Raw genomic sequence first — 21,271 nt, 5'->3', positions numbered from 1 at the left:
GATGTGCTGGGCCGCACCGTGCCGGGAGGGGAAACCGGTGGTCACCGATGAGGCCGACCCGCTGCGGGTGGCGACCCGGACGGCGGCGGGCACACCGCGCGGGCAGGGTGTGCGGAAGCTGCCGAGGACTCTGGAGCGGGACGCGGAACTGGCCACCGCCCAGGCCGCGTTGGATGCCGTGATCGGTCGCTCGACGGCGCGGACGGCGATTCCCTCGGAGCGGTGCGGCGGACTGCTGGCCTTCACGGGACCCGCCGGAGGGGGCAAGACGACCCTGCTGAACGAGGTGCGCCGCCGCGCGGCCGAACGGGAGTGCACGGGACTGTCCGCCAAGGGCGTCGAGCAGGAACAGAGCCTCGCGTTCCATGTGGTGCGCCAGTTGTTCCAGCCGCTGCTGGCCTCGTACTCCGAGAGCGAGCGCCGCGAGGCGCTGGGCGACTGGTACGGCATCGTGGGCCCGTGTGTCGGGCTGTGCCCTCCCGCGACGGAGGGTGCGGCGCCCGATCCGCAGGGTGTGCGGGACGGCCTGGACTGGATCGTCACCCATGTCGCCGTCCAGCGCGGGCCGTTGGTCCTCACCGTGGACGACCTCCACTGGGCGGACGCGGAATCGGTGGCGTGGCTCACCTCCTTCGCGAGGCGGGTGGAGGAGCTGCCGGTGCTGATGGTGGTCGCCTACCGCCCGGACGAACTCGGCGAGGAGGCGGCCGAGTTCATCGAGACGGCCGAGCGGAGCCGGGTCCGTCCGCTGGACCTGGCGCCGCTCAGCCCCAGCGCCGTCGCGGACCTCCTGCGCAAGGGCCTGGACACGGAGGTCGAGGACGACTTCTGCCAGGAGGCCTGGCTGGTGACCGGCGGCAACCCGTTCGAGACGGTGGAGCTGGTGGCGATGGTCGGCGACCGCCGTCTGGCTCCGGTCCGGGAGAACGCGCACGCGTTGCGGGATCTCGCCGCCGAGACCTGGGGCGGCGGCCTGGTGGACCGGCTGCACGATCTGGGCCAGGCCGCGATCCGGCTGTCCTGGGCGGTGGCCGTCCTCGGTTCGGAGGCGACCGGATGCCTCGCCGCGTCTCTGGCGGCGCTCGGCCAGGCCGAGTTCACCCAGGCCGCGGACGTACTGCGGGCCGAGCGGATCCTGACGTACGGCCCGACGCTGGAGTTCGTGCATCCGCTCATCGCGACGGCGATCTACCGGGGCATTCCCACCCCGACGCGCGTGGCCCTGCACGGCAAGGCCGCCTGGGAGCTCGTCGAGGCGGGGCAGGGCCCGGCCGCGGCGGCGCGGCATCTGCTGGAGACGCAGCCGGAGGGGGACACCTGGGCCGCGGAGCAACTGCACGAAGCGGCACGGGAGTACCTGCGCCGTGGCGCTCCGGACGCCGCCCGGCGCTGTCTGGTCCGCGCCCTGTGCGAGCCTCCGCCCGCGGAGCTGCGGGCCACCGTGCTGTACGAACTCGGCTCCCCGGCGCTGATGCAGGACCCGACCACGACGGTGAACCATCTGCGGGCCGCGCTGGAGGAGCCCGATCTGCCGTCGGCTCTGCGGCAGAGCATCGTGATCCGCCTCATGCGGGCGCTGGCCCACTGCGACCGGCTGACCGAGGCGTCGGACGCGGCGACCCGGGAGGCCGGCAGGGCCACCGACTCGCGTATGCGGCTGCGCATGTTCATGGAGCACTTCATGGTGGCGGGGATCACCTCGCACAGCCGGGAAGTCCCCGTCCTGTCCCGGCGGCTCGCCCAGCTCACCCGGCGGTTGTCCGGCCGCAGCCGGACCGAGCGCTACCTGTTCGGGCTGCGGGCGTGGAACGCGATGGTGCGCGGCGAGCCGGCGGAGACCGCCGTGCGGTACGCCGAACGGGCGCTGGGGTCCGAGGGGATGCACTGGACGGACGAGGAGTGGGGCTTCGAGGTCCCGTCGCTGGTGGCTCTCACCTTCCTGTACTGCGACCGGCCGCATCGGGCCGAGGAGCTGTACGCGGGTGCCATCGCTGAGTACGAGCACCAGGGCTGGCGCGGGGTGCACCTCGCGCTCGGCTACAGCCTGCTGGGCTACATCCGGTTCCGGACGGGCCGGCTCACCGACGCCGAGGACTTCGTGCGTGCCGGGCTTCAGCTGGCCGAACGGCTGGGACCGGCGGGTGTCCACGCGCAGTGGTACGCGCTCGCGGGCCTGATCGAGATCCTGATCGCGCGGGGCGATTCCGCGGCCGCCGAGGAGCTGGCCGTGAGCCGCCGGTTCGGCAAGCCGTTCCCGTCGGTGGTGACGCTTCCCGACGTCCAGGCCGTCCACGGCGAGCTGCTGCTGGCACGCGGCAGGGAGAAGGAGGCGGCCGAGGAGCTGACCGAGGTGGGACACCGCCTCGACCTGCGCGGCATGCGCAACCCGGCGTGGTGTCCGTGGCTGCCCCAGCTGGCGCTCGCCTCGCGCCGGACGGAGCCCGCCCAGGCGCTGGAACTCGCCCGGGACGCGCTCAGGCGCGCCGAGCGGTTCGGTACGGCGACAGCGGTCGGACAGGCGATGCGTGTGCTCGCCAGGGTGACCGAGGGGCCCGAGGGCATCGCCCTGCTGGGGCGGGCCGCCGGCGTGCTGGAGACGGCGCCGTCGTCGTACGAGCGCGCGAGCGCCCTGGTCGAACTCGGAACGGCGCTGCGTCGCGCCGGGCATGTCACGGAGGCCGCGGGACCGCTGTACCGGGGTGTGGAACTCGCCGGCCGGTGCGGCGCCGGAGGCGTGGCGGCGCAGGCCCGTGACGAACTCGTCGCGGCCGGGCTGAGTCCGCGCCGCCTGGACGTGCCGCCGCACGAGGCGCCGTAGCCGGAAGAACCCGGAAGAAGCCGGAAGAAGCCGGAAGAACCGGGAAGAAGCCCGAAGAAGCCGAAGAACGCGGAAGAACACCGTCCGCCGTAGCGGAAGGCAGCCCTCCCGGGAGTGAACGGCGCACGTGCGGACGTGCGCGCGGGACCGTGCGCCAGTTGGTGGGGCCTGACGTGCCGTGGGCCGCCGTGTTCGGTTTCTTCGAGCGGCGAGCCGCGCAGTATCCCTCACGCGCGACAGTCACGGGAGCGTCCGCTCCCCACCCCCCATGGTCCTGGTCTCGCTCCCCGGGAGGGGAAATGCTCATCGCTGCGACGGGTACGGACGGCTGCTGCCCGCCCGCCCTCACCGACACCGCACCGGCCCTTCGGGACGTCCGGCAGGCGGTCGACGCGGTACTCGCGGAAACACTCGCGGTCAAACGGCACTCGGCGGCACCCGCCTTGCGAGAACTCATCGACACCCTGCACGGATTCCTCTTCGCCGGCGGCAAACGCATCCGGCCGCTGATGTGTCTGTGCGGTTGGTACGCCGCGGGCGGCCGGGGAGACCCGGAGCCGGTGGTACGGGCGGCGGCGTCGCTCGAGCTGTTCCACACCTTCGCCCTCGTCCATGACGACGTCATGGACGACAGCGATCTGCGCCGGGGGCGTCCGACCGTCCACCGGTCGCTGGCGGACCTTCACCGAAGCCGCGGCGGCCCCGGCGACGCCGACCGGTTCGGGCGCAACGCGGCCGTCCTGCTCGGCGACCTCGCCCTGACCCTGTCCGACGAACTGCTGCACACGTCGCTCACGCCCGAGCAGATGCGGGCGGCCCTCCCGGTGATCGACACGATGCGTACGGAGGTCGTGTTCGGCCAGTACCTGGACCTCCTCGGCATCGGCAGGCCGGTCGGCGATCTCGCCCACGCCCTGCGGCTCATCCGCTTCAAGACGGCGAAGTACACCGTCGAGCGCCCGCTGCACCTCGGCGGCGCGCTGGCGGGCGGCTCCACCGCGGTCGCCGACGCCTGCACCGCCTACGCCCTCCCGGTCGGGGAGGCCTTCCAGCTGCGCGACGACCTGCTGGGAGCCTTCGGCGACCCGGCGACGACGGGGAAGCCGGCCATCGACGACTTCCGGGAAGGGAAGTGCACCGTTCTGCTGGCGCTCGCCGTCGCACGGGCCGATCAGGGGCAACTGCGGCTGCTGCGGTCTCTGGTGGGCCGCCCCGACCTCACCGAGGAGCAGGCCGACGCCGTGCGGGGCGTGCTGGAGGCCACGGGCGCCCGCGCAGCGGTCGAGCGCATGATCGCCCGCCGCTGCCGCCGTGCGCTGGCCGCCCTCGACCGCGCCGCCTTCCCCGAGGCCGCCACCGCGGTTCTGCGCCGGCTCACCTTCGCACTCTCGGCGAGGACGTCATGACCGAGTTCTATCTGCCCGAGCTGCCCCGGCTGCTCCCCGTGGCCTACCACCCCAAGGCCGCCCAGATCGAGTTCCGGTCCAACGGCTGGGTGCGCCGCCTGCTCGGCGGCTGCTTCGTCGGCGAGGACGATCTGCTCTCCTTCCTCCGTCAACGCAACGGTCTGTACGGGCCCCTGACCGTGCCGGACGCCGACGAGCGGCGGGCGCTGGACGTCACCGACTGGTACCAGTACGTCACCGTCATAGACAGTGCCGTGTCGGACCGTTCGGCGCTGGGAGCCGACGAGTCCGGCGCCCGCGCGGTGTTCGCCGGCATCATGACCGACTTCCACGGAGGCCGGGGCGGCGGCGAGCGGCTCCCGTACGCTCGCGCGGGCCAGGAGCTCTGGCGGCGCATCGGTCCGGGGCTCTCCCCCGCGCAGGTCCGGCGGTTCGCCGACGCGCTGGAGGCGTTTCTGCACGGGTGCGCCACCGAGATCGGTTTCAAGCTGACGGACCGCGTGCCGGACTACGAGACCTGTATGGCCGTGCGCCTGGACAGTTTCGGCTGCGACTTCATCCGGCTGATGACCGAGTACGCGGCCGAGGTCGACATGACCGCCCACGACGGGCTGCTCGGGGACGTCCACACGCACGCGATGCGGCAGATGATCATCGTCAACGATCTGCTGTCGTGGCGCAAGGAGCATGCCCAGGGGGACAAGATGACGCTGGTCCGCGTGCTCATCGAGCGTGAGGGGCTCGGTCTGCAGCAGTCGGTGGACCAGCTGTGCGGGTGGGTCGAGCACCATGAGAAGGCGTATCTCGCGGCACGGGACCGGCTGCTGGACGGGCCGCACGGCTCCCGCCCGGACCTCCGCGCCTACCTGCGGGCACTGGACCACTGCATCGGTGGCAGCCAGGAGTTCGAGTACCTCACGCCCCGCTACTTCGGCGACGGCTACGTCTGGGACGGCTCCACGTCGGGCTGGCTCAGCCTCACCGCGCCCGTGACCCGGTTCCGGCCGCACCGCGGCCCTGCCCCCGATGCCGACGCCTCGCTCGCGGGCGGCACCCGGCGGTCCGCGCCGTCCATGACGAGGAGCTGAAGTGACAGCGATCCGACACCCCTGGCCGGGCTCCCGGCGGCGGGCCCGGGCCGGCGCCGCGCCGACGACGGCCGCCACCGCGCCCGGCCCGCTCCCCCTTCTCGGCCACGCGATCCCCCTCCTGCGCCGGCCGCTGCGGTTCCTCACCTCCCTGCCGGCCCACGGCGACCTGGTCGAGGTGCGTCTCGGCCCGCTGCGGGCGTACCTGGTCTGCCGGCCCGAGCTCGTCCAGCAGGTCCTGCTGGACCCGCGGACGTTCGACAAGGGCGGCCCGCTGTTCGACGCGGCCCGGCTGCTGGTGGGCAACGGCCTGGTCACCTCGGGCTGGGCGGAGCACCGCGTCCAGCGCCGGCTCGTGCAACCCGCCTTCCACCCCGGCCGGATGGCGTCGTACGCCCGTGTGATGTGCGAGGAGGTCGACGCCGTGCTCTCGGCGTGGAAGGAGGACCGCGTCGTCGACCTCAATGCCGCGCTGCACGCCCTCACGATCCGCGTCACCATGCGCACGCTGCTCTCCACGACGATGGACAGCCGGGCCGTCGCCGAGGTGCAGCACTGTCTGCCCGTCATCTTCGAAGGCGTCTACCGGCGCATGATCGCGCCGATCGGGCCGCTGCACCGGCTCCCCACCCCGGAGAACAGGCGGTTCGACCACGCGCGTGCGAGGCTGTGCGCGGTCATCGACGAGACCGTCCGGGCCCGCCGCAGCGCCGGGGCGGAGTACGACGACGTCCTGTCGATCCTGCTCGGCGCCCGGGACGACGAGAGCAGCAGGCGCTTCACCGACGACGAGATCCGCGACCAGGTCATGACGATGCTGATCGGCGGAACGGAGACGACCGCCAACGCCCTGGGCTGGGCCCTGCATCTGCTGAGCCGGCACCCGCAGGCGGAACGGGCGGTGCAGGAAGAGGTCGACCGTGTCCTCGACGGACGGCTGATGCCCGCCTTCCCCGACCTGCCCGAGCTCGACTGCGCCCGGCGCGCCGTCACCGAGGCGCTGCGTCTGTATCCGCCCGCCTGGATCCTCACCCGGACGACCACCGCCGCGACCGAGCTGGCCGGACAGCCGCTCGCCCCCGGCACGATCGTCCTGTTCAGCCCCTACGTCCTCGGCCGCGACCCCGGTGTGTTCCGCGCCCCGGGGCGCTTCGACCCCGACCGCTGGCTGCCCGAGCGTGTGTCGCCGGCGCAGCGCTCCGCGCTGCTGCCCTTCAGCGCGGGAAGCCGCAAATGCATCGGTGACGCCTTCGGCATGGCCGAGGCGACACTCGCGCTGGCCGCCGTCTGCGCGCGCTGGCAGCTGCGGCCCGTGCCCGGCACGACGATCCGGCCGACGCCGAAGGCGTCCCTGGGCCCCGGCCCGCTCCTCATGCTCCCCCGGCGACGTCAGCCGACATCGGGCTCCTCCGGGAGGCCCGAGTCGGAGGCCTCTCGGGACGCCAGGTGATGGTCCACGGTGGCGATCGCCGTCAGGACCGCCGCCACCATGGTCATCGGGTGTGAGTAGTTGCGGTACAGGAAATCCCGGTGGCAGAGCCGAACCAGGCCGGATCAGCACGTCCTCACCCCGCATGCTGGTACCGGTCCACGACCGGGCGGCGCTGCTCCGAGTCCGCCCACACCTCGGCAGGCTGACAGCGGCGTGCCGTCGGTACGGGCTCCTCGGCTGTTTCGTGTACGTACCGCCGGTGGGCGACCGACCGGGTGCGGCGCGGATGTTCGCGCCGGCGATCGGTGTCGACGAGGACGTCGCCAACGCCAACAGCACCGGCTGCCTGGCCGCCCACCTGCTCGACACGACAGGGGCGCAGACGGTCGCGATCGAGGTGGAGCAGGGTGACACCCTCGGTCGACCGGCCAGCGTGCTCGCTTCGGCCCGACGCGGGCCGGCGGGCATCACGACCCGGGTCGGCGGGTTGGCGGTGGTCCGCGACGGACACTGAGGCGACGACTGGACCGTCCTCTTCTGCGATCCGCGCATGGGGCTGGGGCTGTCCGCTGCGGTCAAGCCGACGAGTCGAGTGTCCCTGCGGCTCCGGCGCCGTCGAGGAACTCGGCGATGAGCGGCGGTTCCGGGGAGGTGCTCCTTGCCGGGGCGAGCCGGTGCTACCGGACGGAGTCGCTGTACTCCGCCTCGCGGTCCTGCGCCGCCGGCTCCTGCGGCCGCTGCTCGCCGGCGCCGCGGCGGCCGGGCAGTACGGCGAGGACGATCAGCGTCCCGACGGCCATGATGATCCCGCCGACGAGGCTGGTCCGGGCGACGCCGTGGGCGAAGGACTCGTGCACCGCGTCGATCAGGGCCTGTGCCTGCTGGGCACCGCCGGCGGGGTTCTTCGCGACCTCCTCGGCGACCGCGAGGCCGCCGCCCACCGAGTCCTTGGCCGTTTCCAGCGCGGCGGCCGGGAGGTTGCCTCCGACCAGGCCGGTGAGCTTGTCGCGGTAGGCGGTGCCCAGCAGTGAGCCGAGGATCGCGATGCCGAGGGCGCCGCCCAGCTCCAGCGCGGTGTCGTTGGCGCCGCCGCCCACACCCAGCTCGGACTCGGGGAAGGAGCCCATGATGGTGTCCGTGGCCGGGGACACGCTCAGCCCGATCGCGAAGCCCAGCATCATCAGCGGCGCCAGGAAGTCGGTGTAGGTGGAGCCCTTGTCGATCTGTGTGAGGAGGAGGACGCCGGCGGTGCCGATCACCATTCCGGCGCCGACCATGGCCCGCACGCCGAGCTTCGGGGTCAGCCGGCCGGTGACGGCGGCGCCGGCGAAGACCGCGCCGGCCAGCGGCAGCAGTCGTATGCCGGTCTCCAGCGGACCGTAGCCGAGGACGAACTGCAGGTACTGGGTGGCGTAGTAGAGCGCGCCGAAGGTGCCGAAGAAGAAGAACAGCACCGCGAGCATGGAGCCGCCGAACGGCCGCTGGGCGAACCTGCGCACGTCCAGCATGGGGTGCGGATGGCGCAGCTCCCAGGCGACGAAGGCCAGCAGGCCGGCGCCGGCGACGACGGCGGCGGCGATCGGGCCGGCGTCCCAGCCGAAGTGCGGGCCCTCGATCGTCGCGTAGACCAGGGAGCCGACGGAGACGATGGACAGCAGGCCGCCGGCGTAGTCGATCCGGCCCATGCCCGCCGCCCTGGACGGCGGCACCAGGGCCAGTGCGCCGACGACGGCCAGGACGGCGATGGGGACGTTGATCAGGAAGGTCGTGCCCCAGGCGTGGTCCTCCAGCAGCCAGCCGGCGACCAGCGGGCCGACCGCGATGGCGAGACCGGAGGTGGCGGTCCAGGCCGTGATGGCCCTGGCGCGCTCCGCCCTCGGGAAGATGGCGACCAGCAGCGACAGCGTGGCCGGCATGACCACGGCCGCGCCGACGCCCATGATCGCGCGTGCCGTGATGACCAGCGCGGTCTCCTCGACCAGGCTGCCCATCACCGAGCCGCCCGCGAAGATCACCAGTCCCGTGACGAGCGCGCCGCGACGGCTGTACTTGTCGCCGATCGAGCCCAGCACCAGCATCAGCGCGGCGTACGGGACGGTGTAGCCGTCGATGACCCACTGCAGGTCACTGCTGCTCAGGCCCAGGTCCTTGGTCATGTCGGGCGCGGCCACGATCAGCGAGGTGTTCGCCATGACGACGATCAGCAGGCTCAGGCAGAGCACGAGCAGGGCGAACCAGCGGCGTGAGTACGGGCCGGTCATCTTCTCGACGGGTGTGTTCGCGAGCAAGGGCATCGCAGGCTCCAGGGGGATACGAAGGACGAGTTAATTGCCCATCGATGTGCAGAGTAGTTTGTTGCTCAGCGGTGTGCAAATATCTCGGCTCTCCCTTCCAGCCCGGCCCCTCGGCGTCATGAGCCCCGGTGTCCCGCTCGTCCCCGTCCCGCTCGTTCCGGCCACAGGGTCCCCAGGTAACCCGGGGAGGAGGGTTCACGCTCCGCGCGCCCGCTGCCCGGCGGAACGGCAGAAAAAAGACCCCGGCGCCTCGCGCCGGGGTCCTGTCGTGGCCCTTGTGGCGGGCCGCGCCGTGCCACGGGTCAACCGTCGGCGGCGGTCCCCTCGGCAACCGTGGAGACGACGGCGTCGACCACGGCGCACGCCTGCTGCTCGGGCACACCGGCCGCGATGAGCGTGGCGACGGCCGCCCGGGTCCCGTCGTCCTCCAGCGCCCCGGTGTTGACCTCCTCCAGCAGGGCGATCGTCATCGCCTCGAGGCCGGCGCTGAGCACCACGGGCGGCAGGTGCGTGTGGAAGACGCCGTCGCGCTGGCCTCGCTCCAGGATGGCCGTGACCTCGTTTCGGGCCGGCTCGATGATCTCGGCGACGCGTTCCGCGCCCAGGTCGTGCCGGGCCAGCGCCAGGAGCATCCGGTAGCGGTCGCCCACGGGCCAGATCGACAACGAGAAGTACGCGAGGGCCCGCTCGGCCGGCTCCGACGGCTTCACCCCGGCCGCCACCGCGCCCCGCAGGCTCTCGGAGGCCTCCTCGGCCAGCGCCTCCAGCAGCGCCGCCCGTCCGGGGAAGTGCCCGAAGAGGGTGCGCCGCACGACACCGGAGGCCCGCGCCAGCTCTTTCAGGGTGATGTCCGGGTTCCGCCCCAGTTCCCGGCGGGCCGTGGCCAGGATGCGCGCCCGGTTGGAGCGCGAATTGCGTCGCTGCGGCTCGCGGGCGACGGGCTTGGTCACGGACGTACCTCGATGGATCACGACGGCGAACGACAGTACGGAACGCTCGGCGTCCCCATTCTGACACGCGGGACCACCGCGCTGTCCGGAGCCGGACGGGCCTCGCAGGCAGGCGTCATCGCGGTGCCGGTGCCCGGTCGTCGGGGACGCCCGCGCCGCTGAGGGCGGGGACGGTCCGCTCCGGGCGGGCGAGGGAGCGGGCGCCGAGGCGGAACTGGTCGAGTTTGTCGATGATCGTCCGGCCGACCGGCCGGTGGCCCCAGACGCTGATGCCCTGGTGGGTGCTGGGCTCCCAGGTGCTCTCGTCGATGACGACGGGGTTCCAGCCGACCTCCCACTCGAAGCCCGAGGGGGTGCGGGCGTAGTACGACAGCTCCCTGTCGTTGGTGTGCTGCCCCACGGACAGGGCCATGTCGAAGCCGAGTTCGTGCACGCGCTCGTAGCTGCGGGCGAGGTCGTCCAGCGTGGCCGTCTGGATGTTGAGGTGCTGGACGCGGGTGCGGACCGGGTCGATCGGCAGGCCTCGGACGGCGGCGACGGCGACGGAGTGGTGGCGTTCGTTGACGCGCAGGAAGCGGATCCTGAGCTTGACGCCGCTGATGGTCTCGTCGATGTAGTCGGTGAGGCGGGCGTCGAAGACCGTGGTGAAGTAGCCGTGCGTCAGGGCCGGCTTCGCCGTGGTGATCGCGACATGGCCCAGGCCGAAGTCGCCGGTGACCCATCCGGAGGCGAGCATCCGCAGGGGTTCGGGCGAGACGGCCGGGGTGGCGCAGATCTCCTGGGCGATGCCCTTGGGGCCGGGGAAGCGCAGCAGGCGTTCGACGCCGCGCGTCCGCGCCTCCTCGGCCGTGCCCTCGACGACGGGAACGCCGTGGGCGCGGACGCGCGCCTCGATCTGCTCGAAGGTGGCGTGGTCGTCGACGTGCCAGCCGGTCGCGACGACGTCCTCGGCGGGTCCGCGCCGCAGCAGGAAGCGGCATTCCCGGTCGTCGAGACGGAAGCGCATCAGGCCGGTGTCGAGGTCGTCGTGGTGCATGCCGACGGCGTCGGTGCCGAAGCGGCGCCAGTCGGTGAAGCGGTTGGTCTCGATGACGATGTGGCCGAGGTGGACGGCGCCGAAGACCGATGCGTTCTCGAACGTGGTCATCGGCGGCCTGCCAGGAAGTCCGCGCACAGCCGGTTGAACAGCCCGGCTCGCTCGAACTGGACCCAGTGCCCGGTGTTGGCGACCTCGTACAGGTCGCAGTTGGGCATGCGCCGGGCGAGCATCCGTCCGCCGGACGGCCGGTTGACCTTGTCGGCGGCGCCCCACAGCACCAGGGTCGGCACGGGCAGACGGGACAGCCGCGCATCGCGGGTGAAGTCCATCCTCCACAGCGTGCGCAGCGCGTTCGGGCCGGACGGGCGGCGCAGCGGCGGAGCCGCGACGACCTCCGGGTCGATGCTCGCCTCGTAACGGGCGTCGATCACCGAGTCGGGGACGTCGGCGGCGTTGAAGACGAGGTGGGTGCGGATGAACTTCTCCAGCTTCAGCCTCGAAGGGCCGTCCCCGGAGTAGTAGCCGAGCAGGCTGTTGAGACCCGGGGTGGGCAGCGCCCGGGTGGTTCCGATGCCGCCGGGGCCCATCAGCACCATGCGGTCGACCCGGCCGGGCGTGTCCAGGGCGAGGCGCAGGGCGCAGGCACCGCCGTAGGAGTTGCCGACCAGGTGGGCCTTGTCCAGGCCGAGTACGTCGAGCAGGCCGCGGATGGCGTCGGCGAGGTACCCGAACGGGTCGGCGCCGTCGACGCCCTTGGTGCTGCGGCCGTAGCCGGGCAGGTCGGGGACGACGACCCGGTACTCCTTCGCCAGCTCGGCGATGTTCCTGGAGTAGTTGGAGACGCCGGAAGCGCCGGGGCCGCCGCCGTGCAGCAGCAGGACGGGCGGGCCGTCGCCGGTCTCCGCGACGAAGATCCTCTTGCCGGCGACGTCGAGCAGCGACTCCCGCATCGGCGGGGGTGCGATGTGCGTGGTCATGGTGGTCCTCACGAGGTGATCGAGACGGCTTCGCGCGGCGCGGGGGCGAACCCGGGCGGGGGCGGCGGCAGGGGGGCGCCCTGGGGCGCGGCGGCGTACACATAGGCGTCCGGGCGCAGGGCGAGGGCGGCCGCGCGGTGTTCGGCCAGCCAGGCCAGGAGCACGCCGTCGCTGTCGACGACCGCGCCCTCGGCCGGGGGTGCGCCCGCCGGCAGAACGGCCAGCGAGGGGACGCCGGCGCGGGCCCACGCGGGCTGCGGGGTGGGCGGTCCGCCGTGCAGGAGCAGCCAGCGGCCGTCGAGTACGTCGTCCAGGCGGACCCGGGTGCCGTCGGGGCCGGTCACCCAGGGCTGGGGGATCTGGTGTCCGGACGCCCTGGTGCGCGGGCGGGCCTGCAGGCCGTCGGCGTAGTGGGCGACGGGTATCCAGTTCGCGTCCTGCAGCCACGTGCCGAAACCCGGTATGCGGTTGAGGACCGGCAGTACGGAGTCACGGACCCGGGTGACCGCCCGCCGTCGTTCGGTGATGATCCGCCCGACGAACACCGCCCGCCTGGTGACCTCCTTGACGTGCGGCTTGCGCTCGGCCTCGTAGGAGTCCAGGACCGACTCGGGCAGCTCCCCGCGCACCACGGCGGCGAGCTTCCAGCACAGGTTGGCCGCGTCGCGCACCCCGGCGGCCATGCCCTGTCCGATCCACGGCGGCATCGCGTGGGCGGCGTCCCCGGCCAGGAAGACCCGGCCCACGCGGAAACGGGCGGCGAAGCGGACGTGGTGGCTGTAGACCGTGGCCCGCAGGATCTCGATGCTGTCCCTGCCGATGCCGTACCGGGACACCATCGCGTGGATCGCGTCGTCGGTGGTCAGCTGTTTCTCGTCGTCGCCCGGGAGGATCGGGAACTCCCACCGGTGGTGCCCCAGCGGGGTCGGGCAGTCCACCGCCGGCCGCTTCGGGTCGCAGCGGAAGCGCAGCCGGTCGTGGTCCGGCCAGGGCTTGAGCATCTTGGTGTCGACGACCACCCAGCGGTCCTCGTACGTCCGTCCCTCGTAGCCCACGTTGAGCTGCGCACGGGTGAGGCTGGAGCCGCCGTCGGCCGCGACGACGTACGCCGCGCGCAGTCGTCGTACGCGGTCGTCGGCGGCGCCGGCCACCGTCAGTTCCACCCCGTCGGCGTCCTGGCGCAGCCGCAGGCACTCGTGCCGCAGCAGCACCTCCACGTTCGGGTAACGGCCGGCCCCGTCGCGCAGGACCTGCTCCAGCGCGGGCTGGTAGATGAACATCTGCGGCGGATGGCCGTGACCGCGCGGGGTGGGGCACGCGCTGAGGAAGGTGCGGCCGTGCGCGTCGACGAAGTCGAGCGGCCGCTCGGCCAGCATGTCCCGCTTGAGGCGGTCGGCCAGGCCCACGCGCTGCCAGATCCGTACCACCTCCTCGTCCGTGGAGATCGCCCGGGCGCGGGAGAAGACCTCCGCGTCGCGTTCGATCACCACGACCCGAAGGCCCAGCGCGCCCAGCAGGTTCGCGGCGGTCACCCCGGTGGGCCCGTAGCCGATCACCGCCACGTCATAGGCGCTGTCCCCGGCTCTGCCCTGGGCTCCGACCTCGGCACTGTCTTCACTCACCAGGCCACCTCGTCTGTCGTCCCGGTCGTCTTCGACGCTTGCTGTAGCGTTCACTCCAATTGGAATGGCCGCTACGGTAAGCTCGGGTCCGGAGACGGTCAAGTGCCGGCACGACAGGAGGGCGGATCGGATGACCAGGCCGCAGACGACGCGGAAGAAGCGCGCGAACGGAGTGGAGTCGCGGCAGCGCATCCTCGACGCCGCCGTGGAGATCGCGGGCGAGCGCGGGTACGAGGGCACCTCCATCGCGGCCGTCAGCGCCAAGTGCGGGCTGCCCGCCAGCTCGATCTACTGGCACTTCAAGGACAAGGACGACCTGATCGCCGCGGTCATCGAGCGCAGCTTCGAGACCTGGCTGGCGGCCGTCGAGCTGCCGGGCGAGGAGAGCGGCACACCCCTGGAGCGGACCGTCGCCATGGCGGCGAACGTCGCGAAGTCCCTGGTCGACGCGCCGGACTTCCTGCGCCTCGGCCTCATGCTCGCGCTGGAGCGGCGGCCCGCCGAGCCCCGGGGCCGCACGGTGTTCCTCCAGGTCCGCGACATCACCCACCAGAAGATCACCGAGACGATCCGGGTCCTGTTCCCCGACCTGGACGACGAGGCCGTGCGCACCCTCACCACCTACGCGATCGCGGGCGCCGACGGCCTGTTCGTGCACCGGGAGATCCACGGTGACGCCGTCGACCTGGTGTCGATGTTCGAGCTCCACGCCCGACTGGTCTTCGACGCGGCCACGCGCATGGCGGCGGGGAGCGGGGCATGACCCCGACCGCCGCACCGCGCCGGATCGACGTCCACCAGCATCTCGTCCCCTCCTTCTACCGGGGCCTCCTCGCCAAGGCGGGCATCGCCGAGGCCGGCGGCCGGGAACTGCCCGACTGGAGCCCCGAGGCGGCGCTGGAGCTGATGGACCTGCTGGGTACCGCCACCGCGATCGTCTCCGTCTCCACTCCCGGCACCGGTTTCCTCACCGACCCGGGCGAGGCCGCCGGCCTGGCCCGCCGGCTCAACGACTTCTCCGCCGGCCTCGCCGCCGAACACCCGGGCCGCTTCGGGTACTTCGCCACCCTGCCCATGCCCGACACCGCCGCCTCGGCCGCCGAGGCGCGGCGGGCGCTGGTCGAACTGGGCGCCGACGGGATCACCCTGCTGGCCAACAACCAAGGGGTCTACCTGGGCGCGGACGGCCAGGACACCCTGTGGCGGACCCTGAACGAACACGCAGCGGTCGTCCTCGTCCACCCGGCCGACCTCCCGGCGCCGCCCGTCGAGGGCATCCCGCCGTTCGCCGCCGACTTCCTCCTCGACACCACCCGGGCCGCCTACCTCCTCGTCCGCAACGGCGTCGTGCGCACGTACCCGGACATCCGGTTCATCCTCAGCCACGCCGGCGGCTTCGTCCCCTACGCCTCCCACCGCATGGCCGTCGCCATCGCCGGCGACACCGGGCGCAGCCCCCTCGACGTCCTGGACGACTTCCGCTCCTTCTACTTCGACACCGCCCTCTCCTCCAGCCCGGCCGCCCTGCCCACCCTGCTCGCCTTCGCCCGCCCCGGGCACGTCCTGTTCGGCAGCGACTGGCCCTTCGCTCCCACGGTCGCCGGCCAGTACTTCGCGAACGGCCTCGACACCGGCGTCGACCCGGCCGCCCTCCAGGCCGTCAACCGCAGCAACGCCGAAGCCCTCTTCCCCCGCCTGGGCGGGACCCCCGTCCCGGCCCCTCCCCTCCGTCTGCGGCAGTCCGCCCGGCGGGCCGCCGCCCGTCTCCTCTTCCGACTGGTCCAGCCCGGCACCGGCTGAGGGACCCCATGGCCACCACGCAGGGCAGGACCTTCGTCAGCCGCCTTTGCGCAGAACGCGGGACAGTCCCAGGGCCGCCGTCCGGACGGCGGGGGCGAGCTGGGCGGGGCTGAAGCGTGAGCGCGGGACGGCCACCGAGAGGGCGGCGACCGCGGCGCCGCCGGCGAACACGGGAGCCGCGATACAGCTCACGCCGAGCGCCGCCTCCTGCTCCTCGTAGGCGAGGCCCGAGACCTGGATCTTCTCCAGGGCCATGCGCAGGCGCGCCGGGTCGGTGATCGAGTGGGGCGTGAGGCTCGGCAGCGGGCCGGACAGCGCCGCCTCGGTCAGCTCGGGGCCCGAGAAGGCGAGCAGCGCCTTGCCCACGGCGGTGCAGCTCAGCGGGAGGCTGCCGCCGATACGGGAGGGCAGCTGGAGGGCCTCATGGCCGTGGATGCGTTCGAGGTAGACGACCTGCGTGCCCTCGCGCACGCCGAGGTGGACGGTCTCACGCGTGGCCTCGAACAGGTCCTGCAGGAAGGGCAGGGCCGTCTCGCGCAGATCGAGCCGGTGCGGGACGAGCGAGCCGAGCTCGAACAGCTTCGCGCCGAGCCGGTACCGGGGGCCCGAGCGCTCCAGCCAGCCGAGCCGGACCAGGTCCGCCGCCAGGCGGTGCACCGTCGGCTTGGGCAGGCCGGTGCGCTCCGAAAGTTCCGCGAGGCGGAACAGCCCGCCGGCCGGCTTGAAGGATTCGAGGATGAGAGCCGCCTTGTCCAGCATGCTGGCGCGGGGGTTGTTCCGTGTCACGGAACAAACTTTGTCGCCTTGAGGGCTCGGCGTCTATACCGGAGTCGGGCGGCGCCTCGCGAGCCGCCGCTCCCCTCACTCCCCCGTGGGACTCCCCCCTTGCCCCCCGTTGAACTCCCCTTTGGAGGCAATCCGTGTCGACCGTGCTCGACGGCGCCCGCCCGGACGCCGTTCCACCGGCCGTGGTCAGGGCCGCCGACCTGCTGGCGGAGGCGGCCCGCACCGGGGCCCCCTGCCCGCCGGTGCGTGACCTGTTCGACGACGGCGGCGACCTGGCGACGGCGTACGCCGTGCAGCAGCTGAACGTCCGGCGCGGCCTGGAGGCGGGCCGCCGGATCGTCGGCCGCAAGATCGGCCTGACCTCGCCGGCCGTGCAGCGCCAACTCCGTGTGGACCAGCCCGACTTCGGCGCGCTGTTCGCCGACATGGCCGTGCCGGACGGCGGCGAGGCGCCCGCCGGGCGGCTGCTGCAGCCGAAGGTGGAGGCCGAGGTCGCGCTCGTCCTCGGGCGGGATCTGCCGCACCGCGCGTGCACGGTCGTCGACGTCCTGCGCGCCGTCGACTTCGCGCTGCCCGCGCTGGAGATCGTCGACAGCCGGGTGCGGGGATGGGACATCTCCCTCGTCGACACCGTCGCCGACAACGCCTCCTGCGGCCTGTACGTCCTGGGCGGCACGCCCGTACCGCTCACCGCCGTCGACCTGCGGACCGTGACGATGACCATGACCCGGGGCGGCGAGACCGTCTCCGAGGGCAGCGGCGCCGACTGCCTCGGCAGCCCCCTCAACGCGGCGGTCTGGCTCGCCTCGGCGCTCGCCGAGCGGGGCGACCCGCTTCGTGCCGGCGACCTCGTGCTGACCGGGGCCTTGGGACCGATGGCCGTGGCCACCCCGGGAGACGTGTTCGAGGCCCGTATCTCCGGTCTGGGCTCCGTGCGGGTCGGCTTCGCGAAGGAAGGGAGCGAGCTGTGAGCACCAAGGTCGCCGTCATCGGCTCCGGCAACATCGGAACCGACCTCATGATCAAGATCCTGCGGTTGTCGGAGAGCCTGGAGATCGTCGCGATGGCCGGCATCGACCCGGACTCCGACGGCCTGGCCCGCGCCCGCCGCCTGAAGGTGGCCACGACCCACGAGGGCGTCGAGGGGCTGGTCGCCCTGGAGGAGTTCGCCGACATCGGCATCGTCTTCGACGCGACCTCCGCCGGCGCCCACCGCCACCACGACGAGGTGCTGCGCCCGCTCGGCCGCACCCTCGTCGACCTCACCCCGGCCGCCCTCGGCCCGTACGTCGTCCCACCGGTCAACGGCGACACCCACCTCGGCGCCCCCAACGTCAACATGGTCACCTGCGGCGGCCAGGCGACCATCCCGATCGTCGCCGCCGTCAACGCCGTCACCCCGGTCCACCACGGCGAGATCGTCGCCTCCATCGCCTCCCGATCCGCCGGCCCAGGCACCCGCGCGAACATCGACGAGTTCACCGAGACCACCTCCTCCGCCGTCGAGCGGGTCGGCGGCGCCGCCCACGGCAAGGCGATCATCATCCTCAACCCGGCCGAACCCCCGCTGATCATGCGGGACACCGTGCACTGCCTGGTCTCCGACTGCGCCACCGAAGCCGTCACCGCCTCGGTCGAGGAGATGGTCGCCCGGGTCCAGGCGTACGTGCCCGGCTACCGCCTCAAGCAGAAGGTGCAGTACGAGAAGGTGGCAGCCGACGACCCGCTGCGCACCCTCGCCCCCAGCCCGGGTGAGGCACTGAAGGTCTCCGTCTTCCTCGAGGTCGAGGGCGCCGCCCACTACCTCCCGGCCTACGCCGGAAACCTCGACATCATGACCTCGGCCGCGCTGCGCACCGCGGAACGCATGGCCTCGAGCGGGGGGACCCCTATGAGCGGGGGGACCCCCATCGCCACGGAGGTGGCCTCCCGATGACCCGTCTCCACGTCCAGGACGTGACCCTCCGGGATGGCATGCACGCCGTCCGCCACCGCTACACCGTCGAGCAGGCCCGCGCCGTCGCAGCGGCCCTGGACGCCGCCGGCGCCGCCGCGATCGAGATCGCCCACGGCGACGGGCTGGCCGGCTCCAGCATCACCTACGGCGTCGGCGCCCACACCGACTGGGAATGGATCGAGGCCGTGGTGGACGCCACCCGGCACGCCGTCCCCACCACACTGCTGCTGCCCGGCATCGGCACCCTGCACGACCTCAGGCAGGCCCACACCCTGGGCATCCGCTCGGTCCGCGTCGCCACCCACTGCACCGAGGCCGACATCTCCGCCCAGCACATCGCCGCCGCCCGCGAGCTCGGCATGGACGTCGCCGGGTTCCTGATGATGTCCCACATGGCCGAGCCGGCCGAACTCGCCCGCCAGGCCAAGCTGATGGAGTCCTACGGCGCCACGTGCGTCTACGTCACCGACTCCGGCGGCCGCCTCACCATGGACGGCGTCCGTGACCGCTTCCGCGCCTACCGCGACGTCCTCGACCCGGCCACCGAACTCGGCATCCACGCCCACCACAACCTCGCCCTCGGCGTCGCCAACACCGTCGTGGCCGTCGAGAACGGCGTCACCCGTGTCGACGCCTCCCTGGCCGGGCAGGGCGCGGGCGCCGGGAACTGCCCGCTGGAGGCGTTCGTCGCGGTCGCCGACCTCATGGGCTGGCAGCACGGCTGCGACCTGTTCCCGCTGATGGACGCCGCCGACGATCTCGTACGACCGCTGCAGGACCGTGCGGTGCGCGTGGACCGCGAGACGCTCAGCCTCGGCTACGCGGGCGTGTACTCCAGCTTCCTGCGCCACGCCGAGACCGCCGCTGCCCGGTACGGCCTGGACACCCGCACCATCCTGGTCGAGGTCGGCCGCCGGGGCCTGGTCGGCGGTCAGGAGGACATGATCACCGACATCGCGCTGGACCTGACCGCCCGCGCGTAGCGGGGGCCGGCGGGCGGGTCACGCCTTCGCCGCGTCGTACGCCTCGCGTGCCTTCTGGACCGCCGCCATCCGCTGCTCCACCCACAGCGCGAGACCGCGGACCTGTTCGGCGGCCTCCCGGCCGAGGTCGGTGAGGGAGTAGTCCACGCGGGGCGGGATGACGGGCTTGGCGTCGCGGTGGACCAGGCCGTCGCGCTCCAGGGTCTGCAGGGTCTGGGTCAGCATCTTCTCGCTGACCGTGCCGATCTGCCGGCGCAGTTCACTGAAGCGGTACGAGCGGTCCAGCAGCGTGATCAGGACGAGGGCGCCCCAGCGACTGGTGACGTGCTCCAGGACCAGGCGCTCGGGGCACATCGCGTCACTGCCGGTGCCGCTGTTCCCCACGCGGTCCACGAGCGTCGTGTCACTTACTCCCATGCCAGTACCTTACAGAGAAGGGGGCACTTTCGGTGAGTCAGCGCACGTCCGCGCCGGTGCGCTGCGGGGCTCAGCTCCGGGCCGGGGTGAGCACCACGAAGTCGGCGTCCGACGGGTCGAGGCAGACGGCCAGCCGGCCGATGCCCTCCGCGTCGTCCGGTCCCATCTGCACCCTGCCGCCGTTCTCGGTGACCGCGGCGACCGCGGCGTCGCAGTCGGTGACGTCGAAGACCGGGTGCCAGTACGGCCGCCCGTCCGCCAGGGCGAGGGCCTCCTCGGGGACCTCCATGAGGCCGCCCTGCATGCGCTCCTCGGACAGGCCGGCGGGGGTGATGAGGGTGTACGTGCCCCCGCCGCCCGGCAGCTCCATGTCGCTGAACTGCCAGCCGAAGACCCCGCCGTAGAACTCCTTCGCGGCAGCGGCGTCACTCGTGTACAGCTCGGTCCAGGACAGTGAGCCGGGCTCGTCGACCAGTTCGACGCCCGTGTCCGTCCCCGGCTGCCAAGCGGCGAACTGGCCTCCCAGCGGGTCGGTGTACTGCGCCATGCGGCCCCATTCGCCGAGGTCTCTCGGCGCCACCCGCACCGTGCCGCCGGCGCGCTCCACGGCCTGCGTCGTGGCGTCCGCGTCGGTGACGGTGTAGTAGATCATCCAGGCCGAGCGCGCGCCCTCCTCGGTGAGTCTGCCGAGCCCGGCGACGGTCTTGCCGTCCTTGCGGAACATCCCGCCTTCCATGTCCTCGGCGTCCTCGGCCTCGCCCATGGGCTCGTACTCCCAGCCGAGCACCGCGCCGTAGAAGGACGCGGCGGCCCGGACGTCGGGGGCGCCGAGGTCGAGCCAGCAGGGGGAGCCGGGAGTGGGGTCAGTGGTGATCACGGCGCGTCCCTTCGCAGGTCCATTGACATCAGCGTGACACCCGGCACGGACAATCGCGCGTCGGCCGGGCCCGAGCCCGGTGTCACGCCGAGAGGTTGTCCTCGTTGACGACCGCTTCCTGGGTGATCGGCTGCATGGAGTTGAAGGCGTGCCGCCTGGTCTCGGGAGACAGGCTGTCGTCGCGGTAGACCCCCACCAGCTCTTCCTGGAGCGCCGGCCTGAGCGCGGGTTCGCGGGCCAGGCGCACACCCAGGTTGACCAGGATCTCCTGCTCCGACCGCAGGAGCGTGCTGATGAACTGCACGCCGTCGTGCCGGTTGCGGACCCGGTCGAGGATCGTGGTCAGCCAGTAGTGGTACATGTCGGCGACCTTGTCGAGCAGCAGATCCTGCTCCTTGTACTGCCGGTTGTCGAAGTCCGCCACCTCCCGCAGGGCCGAGGCGGCGTCCAGGAAGGACTGCCACGTCAGGAGCTCGACCACGCCGTCCTGGAGGTCGGTGGACTCGGACTTCCTGGACGGCTGGGGCGCGAGGGACGCCGTCGCGTCGCGGCGCGCCTCCTGGGTGCGTTCCTCATGGTTGCGCTGGATGCGCGACAGCCTGTCGCGCACGCTCACGATGTCGCCGGACATCTCGTAGGTCAGCTTGAAGCGCCTGTCCTGCAGGCTCGCGAGCAGTTCGACGGTCGGTCCGCCGCTGCGGATCCGGTCGGTGGGCGTGAGGTTGACGGACAGCCAGCTGTCCTTGGTCCTGAGGTTCAGCTCGGGATCCGGCACGCTCTTCTTCCGGTGCTCCCGTTCTTCGACCTGACGATATTGCATCGCTG

The 21,271-nt window shown here is 72.5% G+C and carries 19 protein-coding genes; 10 read left to right on the top strand and 9 right to left on the bottom strand.

What is annotated here, in order from left to right:
* Positions 1-37 precede the first annotated feature (37 nt).
* The 5 genes from ACPT94_RS02790 (at position 38) to ACPT94_RS02770 (ending at position 7,258) form a co-directional block, all read left to right on the top strand.
* Complete coding sequence (locus ACPT94_RS02790) at positions 38-2,818, top strand: ATP-binding protein (RefSeq protein ID WP_360330530.1); 2,781 nt, start codon at positions 38-40, stop codon at positions 2,816-2,818.
* Positions 2,819-3,117: 299 nt separating this feature from the next.
* Positions 3,118-4,224, top strand: a complete 1,107-nt coding sequence (locus ACPT94_RS02785) for a polyprenyl synthetase family protein (RefSeq protein WP_360330533.1) — start codon at positions 3,118-3,120, stop codon at positions 4,222-4,224.
* The gene (locus ACPT94_RS02780; protein WP_425244986.1) at positions 4,221-5,312 is read left to right on the top strand and encodes a terpene synthase family protein; all 1,092 of its coding nucleotides are present in this window, start codon (positions 4,221-4,223) and stop codon (positions 5,310-5,312) included. The genes ACPT94_RS02785 and ACPT94_RS02780 overlap by 4 nt, the downstream gene beginning before the upstream one ends.
* A gap of 1 nt (position 5,313) precedes the next feature.
* Positions 5,314-6,762 (top strand): cytochrome P450, encoded by a 1,449-nt coding sequence (locus ACPT94_RS02775; protein WP_360330539.1) that lies wholly within the window; start codon positions 5,314-5,316, stop codon positions 6,760-6,762.
* Positions 6,763-6,814: 52 nt separating this feature from the next.
* Positions 6,815-7,258, top strand: a complete 444-nt coding sequence (locus ACPT94_RS02770; protein WP_425244985.1) for a PhzF family phenazine biosynthesis protein — start codon at positions 6,815-6,817, stop codon at positions 7,256-7,258.
* Between the two features lie 163 nt (positions 7,259-7,421).
* On the opposite strand, the gene ACPT94_RS02765 is transcribed toward ACPT94_RS02770, so the two are convergent.
* From ACPT94_RS02765 to ACPT94_RS02745, 5 genes are all read right to left on the bottom strand, one after another.
* Entirely contained in the window at positions 7,422-9,038 is a 1,617-nt protein-coding gene (locus ACPT94_RS02765; protein WP_425244984.1) for an MFS transporter, read from the bottom strand.
* 302 nt (positions 9,039-9,340) lie between these two features.
* Positions 9,341-9,988, bottom strand: a complete 648-nt coding sequence (locus ACPT94_RS02760) for a TetR/AcrR family transcriptional regulator (RefSeq protein ID WP_425244983.1) — start codon at positions 9,986-9,988, stop codon at positions 9,341-9,343.
* A gap of 115 nt (positions 9,989-10,103) precedes the next feature.
* Complete coding sequence (locus ACPT94_RS02755) at positions 10,104-11,135, bottom strand: VOC family protein (RefSeq protein WP_425244982.1); 1,032 nt, start codon at positions 11,133-11,135, stop codon at positions 10,104-10,106.
* Entirely contained in the window at positions 11,132-12,004 is an 873-nt protein-coding gene (locus tag ACPT94_RS02750) for an alpha/beta fold hydrolase (protein WP_360330554.1), read from the bottom strand. The genes ACPT94_RS02755 and ACPT94_RS02750 overlap by 4 nt, the downstream gene beginning before the upstream one ends.
* Positions 12,005-12,012: 8 nt before the next feature.
* Positions 12,013-13,626, bottom strand: coding sequence for a bifunctional 3-(3-hydroxy-phenyl)propionate/3-hydroxycinnamic acid hydroxylase (locus tag ACPT94_RS02745; protein ID WP_360330557.1), 1,614 nt, complete (start codon positions 13,624-13,626; stop codon positions 12,013-12,015).
* 130 nt (positions 13,627-13,756) lie between these two features.
* On the opposite strand from ACPT94_RS02745, the gene ACPT94_RS02740 reads away from it, so the two are divergent.
* Together ACPT94_RS02740 and ACPT94_RS02735 are read left to right on the top strand one after the other, a co-directional pair.
* Positions 13,757-14,389 carry a TetR family transcriptional regulator gene (locus ACPT94_RS02740; RefSeq protein WP_360330560.1) on the top strand — a complete coding sequence of 211 codons (633 nt, stop codon included), beginning with the start codon at positions 13,757-13,759 and terminating at the stop codon, positions 14,387-14,389.
* The gene (locus ACPT94_RS02735; RefSeq protein WP_360330562.1) at positions 14,386-15,426 is read left to right on the top strand and encodes an amidohydrolase family protein; all 1,041 of its coding nucleotides are present in this window, start codon (positions 14,386-14,388) and stop codon (positions 15,424-15,426) included. The genes ACPT94_RS02740 and ACPT94_RS02735 overlap by 4 nt, the downstream gene beginning before the upstream one ends.
* Before the next feature lie 36 nt (positions 15,427-15,462).
* Here the strand turns inward: ACPT94_RS02735 and ACPT94_RS02730 are convergent, their stop codons facing one another.
* Positions 15,463-16,185, bottom strand: coding sequence for an IclR family transcriptional regulator (locus tag ACPT94_RS02730; protein WP_360331137.1), 723 nt, complete (start codon positions 16,183-16,185; stop codon positions 15,463-15,465).
* A 161-nt stretch (positions 16,186-16,346) separates the two neighbouring features.
* On the opposite strand from ACPT94_RS02730, the gene ACPT94_RS02725 reads away from it, so the two are divergent.
* The 3 genes from ACPT94_RS02725 to dmpG are packed head-to-tail and all read left to right on the top strand — an operon-like array spanning position 16,347 to position 19,152.
* Positions 16,347-17,183 (top strand): 2-keto-4-pentenoate hydratase, encoded by an 837-nt coding sequence (locus ACPT94_RS02725; RefSeq protein WP_360330565.1) that lies wholly within the window; start codon positions 16,347-16,349, stop codon positions 17,181-17,183.
* Entirely contained in the window at positions 17,180-18,148 is a 969-nt protein-coding gene (locus ACPT94_RS02720; protein WP_360330568.1) for an acetaldehyde dehydrogenase (acetylating), read from the top strand. Before ACPT94_RS02725 ends, ACPT94_RS02720 begins: the two co-directional genes overlap by 4 nt.
* The gene (gene dmpG / locus ACPT94_RS02715) at positions 18,145-19,152 is read left to right on the top strand and encodes a 4-hydroxy-2-oxovalerate aldolase (RefSeq protein ID WP_360330571.1); all 1,008 of its coding nucleotides are present in this window, start codon (positions 18,145-18,147) and stop codon (positions 19,150-19,152) included. Before ACPT94_RS02720 ends, dmpG begins: the two co-directional genes overlap by 4 nt.
* 18 nt (positions 19,153-19,170) lie before the next feature.
* On the opposite strand, the gene ACPT94_RS02710 is transcribed toward dmpG, so the two are convergent.
* From ACPT94_RS02710 to ACPT94_RS02700, 3 genes are all read right to left on the bottom strand, one after another.
* Entirely contained in the window at positions 19,171-19,569 is a 399-nt protein-coding gene (locus tag ACPT94_RS02710; protein WP_360330574.1) for a winged helix-turn-helix transcriptional regulator, read from the bottom strand.
* 70 nt (positions 19,570-19,639) lie between these two features.
* Positions 19,640-20,446, bottom strand: a complete 807-nt coding sequence (locus ACPT94_RS02705) for a VOC family protein (protein ID WP_360330577.1) — start codon at positions 20,444-20,446, stop codon at positions 19,640-19,642.
* A gap of 82 nt (positions 20,447-20,528) precedes the next feature.
* A complete protein-coding gene (locus ACPT94_RS02700; RefSeq protein WP_360330580.1) occupies positions 20,529-21,266 on the bottom strand; it encodes a hypothetical protein in 738 nt (245 codons plus the stop codon).
* Positions 21,267-21,271 lie beyond the last annotated feature (5 nt).

The organism is Streptomyces aurantiaciflavus (assembly GCF_049808595.1).
Lineage (GTDB): Bacteria > Actinomycetota > Actinomycetes > Streptomycetales > Streptomycetaceae > Streptomyces.
This window is presented reverse-complemented; position numbering and strand designations above follow the sequence as displayed.

Coding starts and splice junctions, on each gene's coding strand:
- ACPT94_RS02730 (WP_360331137.1), bottom strand. CDS start 16,185: ATGCTGGACAAGGCGGCTCTCATCCTCGAATCCTTCAAGCCGGCCGGC.
- ACPT94_RS02780 (WP_425244986.1), top strand. CDS start 4,221: ATGACCGAGTTCTATCTGCCCGAGCTGCCCCGGCTGCTCCCCGTGGCC.
- ACPT94_RS02710 (WP_360330574.1), bottom strand. CDS start 19,569: ATGGGAGTAAGTGACACGACGCTCGTGGACCGCGTGGGGAACAGCGGC.
- ACPT94_RS02740 (WP_360330560.1), top strand. CDS start 13,757: ATGACCAGGCCGCAGACGACGCGGAAGAAGCGCGCGAACGGAGTGGAG.
- ACPT94_RS02750 (WP_360330554.1), bottom strand. CDS start 12,004: ATGACCACGCACATCGCACCCCCGCCGATGCGGGAGTCGCTGCTCGAC.
- dmpG (WP_360330571.1), top strand. CDS start 18,145: ATGACCCGTCTCCACGTCCAGGACGTGACCCTCCGGGATGGCATGCAC.
- ACPT94_RS02765 (WP_425244984.1), bottom strand. CDS start 9,038: ATGCCCTTGCTCGCGAACACACCCGTCGAGAAGATGACCGGCCCGTAC.
- ACPT94_RS02700 (WP_360330580.1), bottom strand. CDS start 21,266: ATGCAATATCGTCAGGTCGAAGAACGGGAGCACCGGAAGAAGAGCGTG.
- ACPT94_RS02785 (WP_360330533.1), top strand. CDS start 3,118: ATGCTCATCGCTGCGACGGGTACGGACGGCTGCTGCCCGCCCGCCCTC.
- ACPT94_RS02755 (WP_425244982.1), bottom strand. CDS start 11,135: ATGACCACGTTCGAGAACGCATCGGTCTTCGGCGCCGTCCACCTCGGC.
- ACPT94_RS02735 (WP_360330562.1), top strand. CDS start 14,386: ATGACCCCGACCGCCGCACCGCGCCGGATCGACGTCCACCAGCATCTC.